13 protein-coding genes are annotated in these 14,522 nt (G+C 29.0%); 3 read left to right on the top strand and 10 right to left on the bottom strand.

The window, feature by feature from the left end; translation table 11 throughout:
• Nucleotides 1–42: 42 nt before the first annotated feature.
• The 7 genes from JMO20_RS09440 to sigI all read right to left on the bottom strand — a co-directional run bounded on the left by JMO20_RS09440 (nucleotide 43) and on the right by sigI (nucleotide 7,874).
• On the bottom strand, nucleotides 43–261 hold the full coding sequence (locus JMO20_RS09440) for a hypothetical protein (protein ID WP_202709336.1): 219 nt from the start codon (nucleotides 259–261) through the stop codon (nucleotides 43–45).
• Nucleotide 262: 1 nt separating this feature from the next.
• Entirely contained in the window at nucleotides 263–1,384 is a 1,122-nt protein-coding gene (locus JMO20_RS09435) for a GIY-YIG nuclease family protein (RefSeq protein WP_202709335.1), read from the bottom strand.
• 153 nt (nucleotides 1,385–1,537) lie between these two features.
• Nucleotides 1,538–3,364, bottom strand: coding sequence for an ABC transporter ATP-binding protein (locus JMO20_RS09430; protein ID WP_202709334.1), 1,827 nt, complete (start codon nucleotides 3,362–3,364; stop codon nucleotides 1,538–1,540).
• Between the two features lie 22 nt (nucleotides 3,365–3,386).
• Nucleotides 3,387–5,186 (bottom strand): ABC transporter ATP-binding protein, encoded by a 1,800-nt coding sequence (locus JMO20_RS09425; protein WP_202709333.1) that lies wholly within the window; start codon nucleotides 5,184–5,186, stop codon nucleotides 3,387–3,389.
• Between the two features lie 350 nt (nucleotides 5,187–5,536).
• Nucleotides 5,537–5,665, bottom strand: a complete 129-nt coding sequence (locus tag JMO20_RS20350; protein WP_279380091.1) for a hypothetical protein — start codon at nucleotides 5,663–5,665, stop codon at nucleotides 5,537–5,539.
• 165 nt (nucleotides 5,666–5,830) lie between these two features.
• Complete coding sequence (locus tag JMO20_RS09420) at nucleotides 5,831–7,147, bottom strand: anti-sigma factor domain-containing protein (RefSeq protein WP_202709332.1); 1,317 nt, start codon at nucleotides 7,145–7,147, stop codon at nucleotides 5,831–5,833.
• Nucleotide 7,148: 1 nt separating this feature from the next.
• Nucleotides 7,149–7,874 (bottom strand): RNA polymerase sigma-I factor, encoded by a 726-nt coding sequence (gene sigI, locus JMO20_RS09415; RefSeq protein ID WP_202709331.1) that lies wholly within the window; start codon nucleotides 7,872–7,874, stop codon nucleotides 7,149–7,151.
• Between the two features lie 314 nt (nucleotides 7,875–8,188).
• Here sigI and JMO20_RS09410 point away from each other — a divergent pair, with 314 nt between their 5' ends.
• Nucleotides 8,189–8,503 carry a DUF2325 domain-containing protein gene (locus tag JMO20_RS09410; RefSeq protein WP_202709330.1) on the top strand — a complete coding sequence of 105 codons (315 nt, stop codon included), beginning with the start codon at nucleotides 8,189–8,191 and terminating at the stop codon, nucleotides 8,501–8,503.
• Between the two features lie 393 nt (nucleotides 8,504–8,896).
• Here JMO20_RS09410 and JMO20_RS09405 read toward each other — a convergent pair whose 3' ends face one another.
• The 3 genes from JMO20_RS09405 to JMO20_RS09395 all read right to left on the bottom strand — a co-directional run bounded on the left by JMO20_RS09405 (nucleotide 8,897) and on the right by JMO20_RS09395 (nucleotide 12,218).
• Nucleotides 8,897–10,111, bottom strand: coding sequence for a M1 family aminopeptidase (locus JMO20_RS09405; RefSeq protein ID WP_202709329.1), 1,215 nt, complete (start codon nucleotides 10,109–10,111; stop codon nucleotides 8,897–8,899).
• Between the two features lie 45 nt (nucleotides 10,112–10,156).
• Nucleotides 10,157–11,470, bottom strand: a complete 1,314-nt coding sequence (locus JMO20_RS09400) for an MFS transporter (protein WP_202709328.1) — start codon at nucleotides 11,468–11,470, stop codon at nucleotides 10,157–10,159.
• A gap of 472 nt (nucleotides 11,471–11,942) precedes the next feature.
• Complete coding sequence (locus JMO20_RS09395; RefSeq protein WP_202709327.1) at nucleotides 11,943–12,218, bottom strand: hypothetical protein; 276 nt, start codon at nucleotides 12,216–12,218, stop codon at nucleotides 11,943–11,945.
• Nucleotides 12,219–12,352: 134 nt separating this feature from the next.
• On the opposite strand from JMO20_RS09395, the gene JMO20_RS09390 reads away from it, so the two are divergent.
• Both JMO20_RS09390 and JMO20_RS09385 read left to right on the top strand, forming a co-directional pair.
• Complete coding sequence (locus JMO20_RS09390) at nucleotides 12,353–13,132, top strand: formate/nitrite transporter family protein (protein WP_202709326.1); 780 nt, start codon at nucleotides 12,353–12,355, stop codon at nucleotides 13,130–13,132.
• Nucleotides 13,133–13,305: 173 nt separating this feature from the next.
• Nucleotides 13,306–14,508 carry an FprA family A-type flavoprotein gene (locus tag JMO20_RS09385; RefSeq protein ID WP_202709325.1) on the top strand — a complete coding sequence of 401 codons (1,203 nt, stop codon included), beginning with the start codon at nucleotides 13,306–13,308 and terminating at the stop codon, nucleotides 14,506–14,508.
• Nucleotides 14,509–14,522 lie beyond the last annotated feature (14 nt).

The following is a 14,522-nucleotide window of genomic DNA, read 5'->3' as shown; positions in this document are numbered from 1 at the left end:
ATATCATATTAGTGTAATTTCTTTATTAAGTCTAAGTAAAAGTTATAAAATATCCAAGCTATTTAACATACCCTGTATATAATAAAAAAGTCCTGTGTAATTAAATAAAAGATATAGTACAGCCACAATAAAACCAATTTTTATAACAAATCCAATTACTTCTTTTGCTAGCTTTAATATTAGTACTATCCCAATAATTACAATAAAGCCAGCTAATAAACTTCCACCAAGGCTATCTATAATATTTAAAATCATATGCATTCTACTCACTCCCTATAAGCCTATCTATTAAATTAATTGCTAATTCTATGCCTTCTATAGAAATTCTCTTAATTTCTTCTCTATTATTTATTTTATTGTTATCAATAGGAATACTACCCATAAAAGGATTATTACCTTTTAGGTAAGATGCTACTATTAAAATATTATCAATATTGTCTCTATCTATAACTTTATTCTTTATTTTACTATTAATTTCTAACTCTCTTTTAGAACAATTAATAAAATTCTTAACCTCATTTATTATATCTTCTGTATTACTGCTCTCCCAAGATAATAAAAGCTTATTTATTATAATATTGCCTTGAATAAAGAAACATTTTACTTTGTTCTTTTCAATAGCTTCAAATGATAAGAGTATCTCACCTTTCCTAGTATTATCTATTATTTTCTCCATGTTTAGTATTGCTTTAGCCCCTGCAATCTGATCTCTATACACAGCTGCTTTAGCAAAATTCAGATCTTTTGAAGCAGATATCATATTTTCTTCAATTATTTTTATCACATCATCTCTATTTCCCTTTAATAGCTCAATTATGTTTTCAATCAATCTATTGTATTCAGAAATTGAAATCTTCCTTTGACAAGCTCCACAACATTTTTTTAGATGATAGTTTAAGCATACTTCTTTTTTGTTATGAGGATTATTACATTGAATTATAGGATAGTATCCTTTAATCAACTCTATAGCTCTTTCTGCTGAACTTAAACTAGGATATGGTCCAAAATACATATAATTCTTGTCTTCTTTTTCATAGACTACTTTAATTCTTGGATATTCTTCATGTACAGAAATACTTATATATACATACCGTCTTGTATTTTTTAGTTGTCGATTATACATTGGCTGTTTTTCTTTTATAAGTTTAGACTCCAAAAGAAGAGCTTCTACTTCAGTATCTGTCAAAAAATATTCAAAGTTTTCAATATTACCTATCATTTCCTTTACTTTATTAGATATGCTGCTATTATTTATAAAGTAGCTACTTACTCTATTTCTAAGATTTTTAGACTTCCCAATATATATGATATTATCCATAAAATCTTTCATAAAATATACGCCTGGTTTATTTGGTAATGATTTAGCTTTCTCTTTTAATTCCAAAATTTTCAACTCCATTATCTTATGCTTATAATATTATTTTACCAACTTTTTCAATTATTTAAATAGAATTTAATTAATTTTATCAAAAAGCTATATAATGAAAAACAAGCTGCAACTTTTTAGTGCAACTTGCTTTTGTTAATTTTAAAATGTTTATGCGTTTAGTATTGTTGATTCTTTTTCTTTTTTAAATTGATTTGTATATAAGCTATAGTAATACCCTTTCTTCTTAATCAACTCTTCATGATTTCCTTGCTCAGTAACTTTACCTTCTTTAATAACTAATATTCTATCAGCAGATACTATAGTAGAAAGTCTGTGGGCTATTATAAAACTTGTTCTTCCCTCTAATACTTTGTCAATAGCATGCTGTATTAATTTTTCTGTTTCAGTATCTATTGAAGATGTTGCTTCATCTAGTACAAAAATGGCAGGATTTGATACTATTGCTCTAGCAAAGGACACTAGCTGCTTCTCTCCCGTAGATAGTTTGCCTCCACCTTCACCTACATCAGTATCATACCCACTTTCTAAGTTGCTAATAAAGTCATGAGCATTCACTAGTTTTGATGCTCTTATTATATCCATCTCAGTGGCATCAAGAAAACCATACTTTATGTTTTCTCTAATAGTACCACTGAATAGATGGGGACTCTGTAGAACATATCCTAGATTAGAATGTAACCACTCTAAAGACCTTTCTCTATAATCTACTCCATCTATTAGTATTTTTCCTGAGGTTGGCTCATAAAATCTACATGCCAGATTTACTATTGTACTTTTACCAGATCCAGTCTCTCCAACTAAAGCTATGGTCTCTCCTGCTTTTACATTTAAATTAAAATTTTCTAGTACTTTCTCTCCATCTTTATATTCAAAGGTAACATTCTCAAAGGTTATATTTCCAGTTATATCAGGCCAATTTTCCTTCTTAGGATTATATATAGTTCCAAATTTTTCTACGATTTCTCTACTATCCTTAACCTCTAAGTCAGTTTCTATCATGGACATTACCCTCTCTGCCGAAGCCTGAGCAGCCTGTAGCTCAGCTAAAATTCTTGCTATCTGACTAACTGGCTCAAAAAACTGAGTTGTATATGAGATAAATAATACGAGAGTTCCATAACTAATTGTTTGCATTAGAACTCCCTGTCCTCCAAACCATAAGGACAAACCTGTTCCAATACTTGCTAATGTCAAAACTATTGGAAGAAATAGTGCTGAGAAAATCGCTGCTCTTATAGACGAGCTTCTCATCTTACCAGTTAAATGTTGGAAGTCTTTTAAATTTTCTTCTTCTCTAACTAATGTCTTAGTTGTTTTTGCACCACTTATTCCTTCATTAAATGCACCTGTAATCCTTGAATTTGTCTTTCTAACTTGTCTATATGCTTTTAATATCTTCTTCTGAAAATACCTACTAATTATTGCAAGAAATGGTACTACAGATAATGTGATTAATGCTAGCTTCCAATTTAGCGAAAGCATAACTCCTGCAATACCTATCATCATTGCAAATCCCCAAACGAAATCAACTAATCCCCAGGAAATAATTTCTCCTAATCTTCTTATATCCGAAGTCATACGTGCCATCATCCATCCTACAGGTGTTTTATCGTAATAGGAAAAGGATAGTTGTTGAAGACGTTCAAATCCAACTTTACGTATATCATAGGGTAAAGAAGTCTCAATCTTTCCTGCAATTGCTATGAATACTCCAATATTAATTACTTGAATAATAACTAATACTAGATAAATTCCACCGAACTTCCAAAGTCCATCTAAATTCCCAGTTTCAACAAAATTATCTATAGCATACTTATTCATGTATGGTAAGATCACATCTACTCCAGATACCCCTATCATTACTACACTTAACAGTAATAATAGCTTTTTATAGGGCTTAAGGAAGCGTAAAAGCTTTCTCCATAAACCAAAATCAATTTTCTTGTCATAATCCTGCTCTTTAAAAGTTTCCAAATGATCACCGCCTTTTGTCTAACTAACCAATCTTATCCATGTCTTGTTCAAGAGAATTCTGAATCTTCCAAACTCTACTATATAGTCCGGGTTGCTTTATCAATTCCTCATGGGTACCCATTTGGATTAATTCTCCCTTATCTAATACGATTATTTTATCTGCTTCAGCTAAGGTAGAAACCCTATGAGAAATTATGAATGTAGTAGCGTTATTCTTTCTACTATTCAATGCTTTCCTAATATAAGCGTCGGTTTCAGTATCTACAGCACTAAGAGAGTCATCAAAAACTAAAATAGGTGTATCGTTAATAATAGTTCTAGCTATTGCTATCCTTTGCTTTTGACCACCAGATAACGTAACTCCACGCTCTCCTACCGAAGTCTCATACCCATTCTCAAAATTTAATATTACATCATGTATAGCAGCTACTCTAGCTGCTTCAAATATTTCAGCTTCTTTCGCTTCTTTTCTAGCTAATCCAATGTTATCCTTTATGGTTTTAGAAAATAGAAATGGCTCTTGTAGAACTATTCCAACATTCTTGCGAATCCATTTCTTTTGAATATTTTTTAATTCCACTCCATCTATTTTTATTGATCCTTCCTTATAGTTATATAATCTGGCTAAAAGATGTATAAGTGAAGATTTCCCTGATCCAGTCTGCCCCATAACTGCTATGGTTTCACCCTGCTTAACATTAAATGAAATATTTTTTAATACAGGTCTATCTTTGTCATATTCAAAATAAACATCCTTAAATCTAATATCACCTTTAATTTCTGGTGTAGATTCATTTGCTTCAATTTTTTCAATTGGTTCATCTAGTATTTCTTTAATACGCTCTAAAGAAACTAAAGTTTTACCCAAATCTGTTAAGATTCTTCCTAATTGTCTTACTGGCCATAGAATCATTCCTTCATATGTTATGAAAACAACTAATGTTCCAAGGGTTATAACTCCTGTAGCTGCCCAGTACGTTCCTAATATTAGTACAGCTCCTATCTGAAGCATGCATAACAAATCTGACAATGCCCAATACCATGCTAGCAGCCAAACCACCTTATAGGTTAAATCTCTATATTCTTTACTTTTTTCGTCAAATTTTTCTATTTCAAACTTCTGTCTAGCAAATGCCCTAACAACTCTCATACCAGTTAAGTTTTCCTGTAGAACTGCTGACATTTTTCCTTCTGCTTCATCGGAAAGCTTAAATGATGCCTTAATTTTCATAAAAAATACTATAGCAAATACAAAAATAAAAGGTATTACAATTAAAGCAACTAATGCAAGCTTAGTGTTTAATGAAAATATTATTGGTGATATCAAGCTTACTATAAATATTGCTCTTCCAATTTCTACCGACTGTACAGCTAGGAACCTTCTTATTGTATCTAAATCAGAAGTACATCTCTGTATCAAATCACCAGTTTCTGCTTTAACATGATAATCATAGTTTAAATGCTGTAAATGATCATAAAGCTTTTCTCTCATATTTCTAGCTGTAGATTCAGCTGATACTGCTGACCATTTACCTTTTAGATATAAAAACAATCCTCTTAATATGGTTAATGCAATAATTATCAATGCACAAATCCATAGCTTTTGAGATAACTCATTTGTTCCACCTAAAAATTCAACTATATTAGTTGCCCAATTAGGCAAATCCAATGGTTTATCACCAATAATAGAGTCTATCGTAGTTCTTAATACTAGAGGGTTCAAAAGAGTAAATAATGTTGCGAAACAAACACTGAAAATAGCTCCAATATACATTAGTCTATAGCCCTTCATGAAATCCCAAAGTAATCTTATTTTTTTCAAAGTCTTCCCCTCCTTGCCTTCTTATAAGTTACTACTAATAATTCTGTCACATTATCTATCAAAATAATAGTTATCCATATTCTTTAAAGCCTTTTTTACCTTCCTTCTGATAGATTGAAATCTTCTCAATTTTCACACTTTTCATCATTTAACATCTCCCTATTATTTTTTAATATAAAAAACCATAGGCATTTTATTACCTATGGCTTAATATAGCTATTCTTAGTCATAACTTTTTTAAAACTATTTGTTTAAAAAAGCTAAAAAGACACAGAAAAGCCATAGGCAAAGACACTCCACCCATGGCTTAATATACATAGAAACATCATAAGTACTTAAAGAAAATATTCCTATCCTAAAGTCACAGGTCGTGTAGTGTTGCTGTTTAACATGTCTAACTTAATGAATCCACTGCCGAACACTATTGCATCCGCCACCATCATTTTTCTAATAAATGTTCTCATTCCTAAAGTTGTCATCAACACGACCTCCCTTTCTTGAATATTTTCTGCCCTTCTAGTATATTAGAAAAACATTCCAAGTGCAACCCTTTTTTATAATTGTAATATTACTGTAATATTACCAAAAAACTATTTAAAAGTGAAAAAAGCTCCACTAATTTATTGACTTTATTATTTTATAACTTAGTCATTCTTTTTATCTTGACTATTATTCCTATAATCACTTTTTACCTTATGATTTTCTTTTCTATCCTCTTTATCTATATAGTCATCGTTCTTATCTTTATCAAGTTTTTTGTCATCTTTTCTATTAGAACTTTTTTTGTCTTTATCGTCTTTATTTATATCTTTATCATTCTTATCTTCTCTATCCTTTAAGTTATTATCCTCATTAATGCTTTTATCCTGTGATTTATTTATATCTTTATTATCATTATTTTGTTTATTATTTTTATCCTTTCCCTTGCTTTCTTTAGTCTTATTTTTTATATCATCTTCATCATCTTTATAATCCTTTTTCGATTTATCATGATTATCATCTTTTGATTTTATATTATCTTTACCATTATTACTTTTATCTATATCGCTATTATCATTGGACAGATTACTATCCTTTTTTTCCTTATCATTAACTTTATCCTTGTCTTTATTCCTATTATCCTTCACTTTATTTTCACTGTCATTATTTCCATTGTTCTTATCATTATTTTTACTTTTAGCATCACTTTTATCTATATCTTCAACCTTTATTATTGATTTATTCTTATTAACTAGTTCGGTGACCTTCATATCTTTGACTTCATTTATAGACACATTTTTATTATTCTCTGATATCTTTTTATATAATTCATATTTACCTATTGAAATATTCTCTTTTTCAGCTTTTTTATAGTTTTCTTTGCTTGAATCTATATATACAAGCTTAATACCATCACCTTTTTTACTGCTACTATTTTCTATTTTATCAATGATTTTAGTTTTCACATCTATATTATTATTTTCATTCTCTTTAATTATTGCCTTTGATATTAATATTGTATCATTTCCTTCAGTCAAGTAATTAGCAGAAATAGCATTTTGTATGCTCTGATATATAGCATCTTCAATCTTCATACCTACCATATCATTATCAATTATATTCTTGCCATCTTTATTAATTGCCATTACTTTCCTTACAGTATCATTTTCATCTATTTTAAACTCAAGACTAGGATTTATATCCAAACTAACAATGGCATAAGTATTAAAATCCATTAGGTTATTTAGACTTAAATTTCCAAACATTACAGTAGTAATTATTAGCAGTACTAGTACCGCAGCTATAGCATAATGTTTTGAATATCTTGTCGTTCTTTCTTTTACAATATCTTCTTCCAAAAAAATTATTTCCTTACCAAGTTGATTTTCTCCCTTTTTCTTAAGTTTCATATAATTAGATTTATTAGTTAATACTACTATAAAATTTTCTTCTTCTTTAATAATTGTGCCCCTATATACCATGCTATTCCCTCCTTTCTACCTCTTCTATATAATTCTTTAATAATTGGGAATTACTATTAAGTATTAATACTGTTGCAATTATAAATTTTCTATTTCTCTTTAATACCTTATTACTTACATTAATTTCTGTTGTTAGCTGCTTAACTGGCATAACCTTCTTGCTCAATAATTTTTCTTTTATATGACCATTTTCCACAATATATCTAGCTATACTTATTGAATTCAATCTAGTATCAATATGCTTAGGTGAAGATTCTACTAATTCATTCACAGATATATCAAATTCTTCTAGCTGCCTTTGGAATTTAATTATCTCATTTTTCATATCTAATTTATCTGTAAAGTCTTCCTCTCCTATAGCATGACAGGAAACTCCACTATTAGCATTTTCTTCATCTATAGATATCACTGTTTCCTTTGAGCTTTCCTTTCTTAAATAATCTATTATTTTATTCCTAATGAGAAGTTGTGCAAAGCTCAAAAACTTCCCCTTTTCAATATCATATTTATTAATTGCCTCATTAAAAGCTTCTAATCCTAAGCTATATTCATCATCATTTTCTGTTTCAATATATCTATTAGTAACTTTTGTTATAGATTTTATTATGAAAGGAGTATATTCTGCAATCAAATTTTCCCTTTCTTGTGTGTCTCCTTCCTTAATGCTTATAAGTCTTTCTTCTAATGTATCTTTTTTTCTTTTAAAAATGTCAAGAATCTTGGCCAAACTCTCACCACCTTACGTTGTACTATAGTAATACGAAAGTATATCTCCTTTTCGGTACCTTTCTTTAATTATAATTGTATTCTATTATAAATTCCAGTTTAATACGATTGGGTACTTAAGCTTTTTTCATTTTTAATTTTTCTCAGTTTAGAAAAACTATTGAAGGGTAAAAATAATTATGATATTATTTAATTGATAATGATTTTCATTATCTTCTTGAAATAAGTTTCAGTTTATTTTAAGATAATTGAATTGTTCTATATCTTATAGCAATTTCTTAAATATTTATAATAAAAATAATGAGGAGGATTTATATGACTGCTTTAATAGTTGGCGGAGACAGTTTGGGAAACATACCAGATGTACTTACTCAAAAAGGCGTAGATGAATATATTCATTGGAGTGGCAGAAAGAAAGGAATGAGAAATAAAAAAATTCCTAAAAATACTGATATGGTGATAGTTTTATATGATTATATTGAACATAATTTGACAAAACTTATAAAAAAACAATCTAAATCAATGGACATCCCTTGCTTATTCTCAAAACGTGCCTGTACAGATTTAGAAAAGAAACTAGCTAACTGTGCTAACTGTAATAGATGTTTGAAGTATAAAAATGCAAACTAATATATTGCATTTATCAAGTTACATTTTAATATTTTGTGGAAAGCGAATTTCAAAATGAATTATCTGATTTTTCAATCTATGACTATCGTCATATTTATTTAAAAACTTAAAATCAGAGTTATCTAATCGTCATAATATTTTAATTTATGACGATTTTTTATTTCCCGGGCAAAATTCAACAAAAGCCATAGCACTTAATTGCTTTCATTCTAATAATGGATATCCTATAATTTGAAAAAGAAATACAGTAATAAATTAAAGTGTCGAAAAACAATAAATATAATCTGCATAGAATTTATAGAATAGATTAAGAGATACTTGCTAGAATTAAGTATTGAATTTTTTCAAAAAATAAGCTGAACGTCTTAAGACTTCCAGCTTATTTCTATGGGATTATTTAATGAGCTCTTTTTCAAACCATTTCACTATTTTTTTATCAGTAACCTTTGACAAGAGACTTAAAAATTTTTCTGTTGAGTCCACTTTTTCTTCATTAATCAACATAAATAGAAGCTTGAATCTATCATGTCCAATTTTATTTTCTAATCTATATAACAGTATACATCCTTTGTCATATAAGACTGAATATGCCTTTTCATGATCTCGTTGGATTCCTTTGATTGAAGGTAATCCCTCTATTGATTCCTGCTTTGATTTTATTAGTTCGATAAAGTGTTTTTCTCCTAACTCTTTTTTTATAGCTAACAGAGCTGAATACTCTGCAAATGATTCATTTAACCAATCTTCCCAAGTATCAGTAGGGGCGTTTTTCCACCAAAGGTGAGCTAATTCATGAGCTAATGATTTAAAACTTGAAATATTATCATCTAACCTAGAAGATAGCACTATAAAATCTTTTCTAGCATATCCGCCACCCTTTTTACGCTTTGCATAAACAATTTTCATCTCTTGATTATCAATCTTTCCGAATATATCAGAATATGCAACAATGATCCCCTGGGTAGATTTTAGTGTATACCTAACAGTACCTTTATCTATTAAATCTGTGTAATACAGCTTTACATTTATCTTATCTCTTATTACTTGCTTAACTTTTAAGTCCTTTGATGCTAAAATTACACAATCAAAGTCTCCTTGTGGATTCTTGATAATCCAAGAATTCTCACTTTTTTCTGTTTTCCCATTTCCCACAACAGAATATTCATTATCTACTGATAACTTCATGTTATAAGTAAATAATCTCATATTCTTATCTAAAGGGAACCAAGGTGTGTATAATCCTAGCTCCACCCAATCACTTGTGACTCTGTTAATCTCAAATTCACTGACAGTACCAATTTTCCCCTCATATTCAAAACTCAAAATAATATTCTCATTCTTTTTTACTTCCTTGTCAAAATATATTGTTAAGATATTAGCTTCTGGTAAAAATGGATTTGTATCATTTTTCTTTTTAAAACTATAGTCTATTATTGATCTATATTCATCTGCTGCTTTTACATTTATTATTTTGAACTCTTCATGTAAATAAAAGTTTATTTCTTTAGTATCATCACTGCTATTAAAATATATTATCTCAACTTTAGAGTGTATCCTTTCTTTTTTTACATCAAGTGACAATTCGAATTCATAATGATTGTTATTCATACTATCACCTCATTGCTTTCTATTAATAGTTTTTTTATTACTCTATCATGAAACTTCTAAGTTTATTTTTGATGTAGTATTAGATTCATTATTATTACCTTTAGCTTCCTTAAATTCATATACTTCTGCAGGTGCTTTCAAAAGAAAACCTACAGCTAATATTGTAAATAGTCCTGATACTATTCCATATAGGTAGTGAACTGACATTAAATCAAGTAGAATTCCATATATTACGGCACCTATTGGCACGCCAGCCTGGGAAATAACCATAGTTACAGAATTTACCCTAGATCTTAATTTGTTAGGTATCATTTTTTGAAAACTTGTATTAATAGGTGTATTTAATAATGCGTTAAATATACCCATTAAGATGAACTCGATACTTATTATTATTACTAAACTAAGGGATGAGCCTCCAAAATAGGCGATACTATTAGGAAATAATGTTATAGTGAAAAATATATTAAACACTACCATACCAAACATTCCTAACTTAATTAGGTTTTTACTGCTCTTCTTGGATAATAGTGTAGCAAGGACTATATTTCCTAATAGAATTCCTCCCATAAAGGTAGCTTCTAGAATACCATACACCTGGTCTGAAAATCTAATTACCTCTTTGAATGCAAAAGGCACTATTACAGCAAATGATGGATTCATTAAAAAGTTAACTGAACAAAAGAATATTATCAAAGTTAATAAATTTCTATTATTCCTAATAAAACTAAATCCTTCTTTAAAGTCTCTTTTTACATTATCTACCGATAACCTTTCCTTAGATTCAGTTGTACTGATGTATTTAATAAACATCTCACTTACAGCAGATAAAGCAAATGAAATGCCGTTTATTAAGAATACAAGCCTAATTCCACCAAATCCAAATATGATACCTCCTAAAACAGGACCAGCAATCATAGATGAGCTATTAATGCTACCTATAAGTGAATTAGCTCTCATTAAATCATCTTCCTTCACAAGTTCTGGTATCATGGCTTGAGTTGATGAAGAAAAGATTGCATCCATCAAGGAGATAAATACTTGACATACAAACAAAATCATAATACTCATATTATCAGTAAATGCTAAAAAAGAAAGTAATAGTATTAAAGCTCCTCTAGCAAAGTCCATACTAACCATTATTCTCTTTCTATTCCATCTATCACCCAACACCCCAGCAAAAGGTGCTATTCCTAATGTAGGTAACCAGTTTAAAAATGTAAATATCCCCATCATAGTACCTGAGCCTGTTACTTGCAATATATATAAAGGGATTGCTATCATTTGTATACCGCTTCCTAATAGTGAAACTAGCCTTCCTACTGCATATAATCCAAAATTTTGTTTTTCTAACCTATTCATACATTCTCCTCCTGTCAACATATTTTAATTCTAGATTTATTTTATTTATTTTTATATTAATAATATTAATTATTATGTATTTATATTTTAATTATATTCATGAATTTAAATTTTGTCAATGTAAATTATTAATTTTTTTAATTATAGTTTTATATTTTAAAATATAATTATTAAATATTTAATATTATTAAAAATTGAAATGAAATTTATTTTATATTTTTTGAATTATAAAAAAAAGACTCCCAATTTTTCATTGCTGAGTCTTTTAAAGAATTTCTCCCTTATATTTAATATGAGGAAATTGCATATTTACAAATTAAATATATTTTTTCAAGATTTTCATCGGAGTTGCGACTTATTCAGTCACTTTTTCCTTAAATTAAATAACAAAGTGGCTAATACCGGAGTCACGAGAATATAATCTTGCATAAAATTTCAATATGCAATTTCATCAATATAAGAAAAGTCATAATTAATCATTTAAACGATTAGGTATATCATTATTCTCTAAATAATCAATAATTTTCTTTTCTTCATTTGGACTTATTTCATAACCATGTACTATTATTCCTCTATCTAATAGCTCCATATACTCTGTAAATCCGTCTTTTTCCTTTGTATACATTACTGAGATAATTGCATTTGTCAATTCCCATTCATTTGCTTTATCGGCTCCAATATCAACATCGACTAACACATTAATAGAATCACCTAATTTTTCAATACTCTTTATTCCAGTTATTTTCATACCTTTAAATTCATCTCCTTTTATATTATGACACTTATGGTAATTAACAATATTATACTTTACTTATCTATTAGTATTTTTTGCTTTGAAAACTGAAAAAATAAGAACAAAATAAGAAAAAAGGATGACATTTTATGGAGAAAAGATATTTAGCTCCTTCTGAAGTAGCAGAATATACTATAATAGCCGGAGAGACTAAAGCCAAACTATCTATAGTACGAACTCTTCTTCTCGCCATTATGGCTGGAATTTTCATAGGCTTAGGAGCATATGGGGACATTATTGTAATGCAATCTCTAAGCAATATAGATATTGGTCTTATGAAATTTTTGGGAGCCTTTGTTTTTCCAGTAGGTCTTATGCTAGTTGTTATAGCAGGAGCAGAACTCTTTACAGGGAATAATCTTATGACTTTAGCCTTAGCTAGTAAAAAAATAACATTAAAACAGCTATTAAGAAATTGGTTTCTTGTGTACTTAGGTAATTTTATCGGCTCAATTATTCTTGCATGGTCAATTAGCTATTCTAATCTTTTACAAGAAAATGCTTTGAATCTAGCAATTAAAATAAGTGAAAGCAAACTATCATTAACCTTTGGAGAAGCTTTTATCAGAGCAATACTCTGTAACTTCATAGTTGTTCTAGCAGTATGGATGGGTACTGCTGCTAGAGATATCACTTCTAGAATTTTGGCAACATGGTTTCCTATAATGTTATTTGTATTATCTGGATATGAACACTCTATAGCAAATATGTTCTTCCTATCTTTAGGAAAGTTTTCAGGTATCACTAACTCATGGCTAGAAATATGGTATAATAATCTCATTCCAGTTACATTAGGTAATATAGTCGGGGGAGCTATAATAGTTCCTGGAGTTTATTATATAACTTATATATTGCCTGCTAAGAAATAAATTCATGGAAAATCAAGTCCTTTATAACTCACTTTTTTATATTATTTACTTATTATATAAAGTTGGATTTACGTTATTTAAAGTGAATTCTAAAATTAAGTGTTTAATTTAGTATTATATAGGTATATATATTTTTGATATATTGCGAGAAGATTAATTTAGGAGGTAGTATCATGCTTAATTCGGTTAATATAACGAAGGATGTACATTATATTGGTGTTAATAACAGAACCTTAGAGCTTTTTGAGAATCTTTGGCCCCTTCCCCACGGTGTTGCATATAATTCATATCTTATAAATGATGAAAAGGTAGCATTAATAGATACAGTTCAAGGGGATTATTTCTATGAATACATTGATAAAATTCAAAGTATTATAGGAAAAGATAAGAAAATTGATTATCTTATTGTAAATCATATGGAACCTGATCATTCCGGATTATTACGTGCAATAACTAAGCTTTATCCTGAAATTAAAATTGTTGGTAATAAAAAAACAATTGGTATGATTGATGATTTTTATAGGATAAATGAAAATGTTGAAACAATTGATGAAGGAGATGTATTAGACTTAGGAAATCACAAGTTAAAGTTTTATATGACCCCTATGGTTCACTGGCCTGAAACTATGATGACTTATGAAGAAAATAATAACATATTATTCTCTGGAGATGCCTTTGGTAGCTTCGGCACTCTTGATGGTGGAATATTTGACGATCAAGTAGATTTACATCTCTTTGAAGATGAAATGAGACGATATTATTCAAATATAGTTGGCAAATATGGTCCAATGGTACAAAAAGCAATAAAAAAATTATCTGATGTAGATATTAAATATATTTGTTCAACCCATGGCCCTATTTGGAGAAATGATTTAGACTTGGTTATATCTCTATATGATAAATGGAGTAAATATGAAGGTGAGGAAGGTGTTGTCATAGTTTATGGTACAATGTATGGCAATACTGGGCAAATGGCTGATACCATTGCTAGGTCATTGGCTCAAGAAGGAATAAAAAATATCAAAGTATATGATGCATCAAAAACCCATCCATCATATTTATTAAGTGACATTTGGAAGTATAAAGGATTGATTTTAGGATCTTGTGCTTATAATGCTTCTCTATTCCCACCAATTAGAGAACTAGTTCATAAACTTAAAAATAGGAACTTAAAAAATCGCTATTTAGCTATTTTTGGTTCTTATAGCTGGAGTGGTGGTGGAGTTAATAATCTCGAAAAATTCGCTGCTGAAAGTAAATTTGAGTTAATTACTGACTCGGTGGAAGCAAAAAGCTCTGCTACTGAAGAAGATATCAAAGGTTGCATTAAAATAGGTCAAGTTATGGCCAAAAAATTAAAAGAAGATAAAAATTAGTAAGAGCTGAGGAA

This window comes from Sporosalibacterium faouarense (assembly GCF_016765695.1).
In the GTDB taxonomy this organism is placed as follows: Bacteria; Bacillota; Clostridia; order Tissierellales; family VENL01; genus Sporosalibacterium; species Sporosalibacterium faouarense.
Note: the sequence above shows the minus strand (reverse complement) of the source record. Positions and strands in the feature narration are given on the sequence as shown.

Excerpts from the sequence above, each read along its gene's own strand:
- JMO20_RS09440 (WP_202709336.1), bottom strand. The coding sequence starts at position 261 with ATGCATATGATTTTAAATATTATAGATAGCCTTGGTGGAAGTTTATTA.
- JMO20_RS20350 (WP_279380091.1), bottom strand. The coding sequence starts at position 5,665 with ATGACAACTTTAGGAATGAGAACATTTATTAGAAAAATGATGGTGGCG.
- JMO20_RS09420 (WP_202709332.1), bottom strand. The coding sequence starts at position 7,147 with ATGGTATATAGGGGCACAATTATTAAAGAAGAAGAAAATTTTATAGTA.
- JMO20_RS09410 (WP_202709330.1), top strand. The coding sequence starts at position 8,189 with ATGACTGCTTTAATAGTTGGCGGAGACAGTTTGGGAAACATACCAGAT.
- JMO20_RS09405 (WP_202709329.1), bottom strand. The coding sequence starts at position 10,111 with ATGAATAACAATCATTATGAATTCGAATTGTCACTTGATGTAAAAAAA.
- JMO20_RS09400 (WP_202709328.1), bottom strand. The coding sequence starts at position 11,470 with ATGAATAGGTTAGAAAAACAAAATTTTGGATTATATGCAGTAGGAAGG.
- JMO20_RS09395 (WP_202709327.1), bottom strand. The coding sequence starts at position 12,218 with ATGAAAATAACTGGAATAAAGAGTATTGAAAAATTAGGTGATTCTATT.
- JMO20_RS09390 (WP_202709326.1), top strand. The coding sequence starts at position 12,353 with ATGGAGAAAAGATATTTAGCTCCTTCTGAAGTAGCAGAATATACTATA.
- JMO20_RS09385 (WP_202709325.1), top strand. The coding sequence starts at position 13,306 with ATGCTTAATTCGGTTAATATAACGAAGGATGTACATTATATTGGTGTT.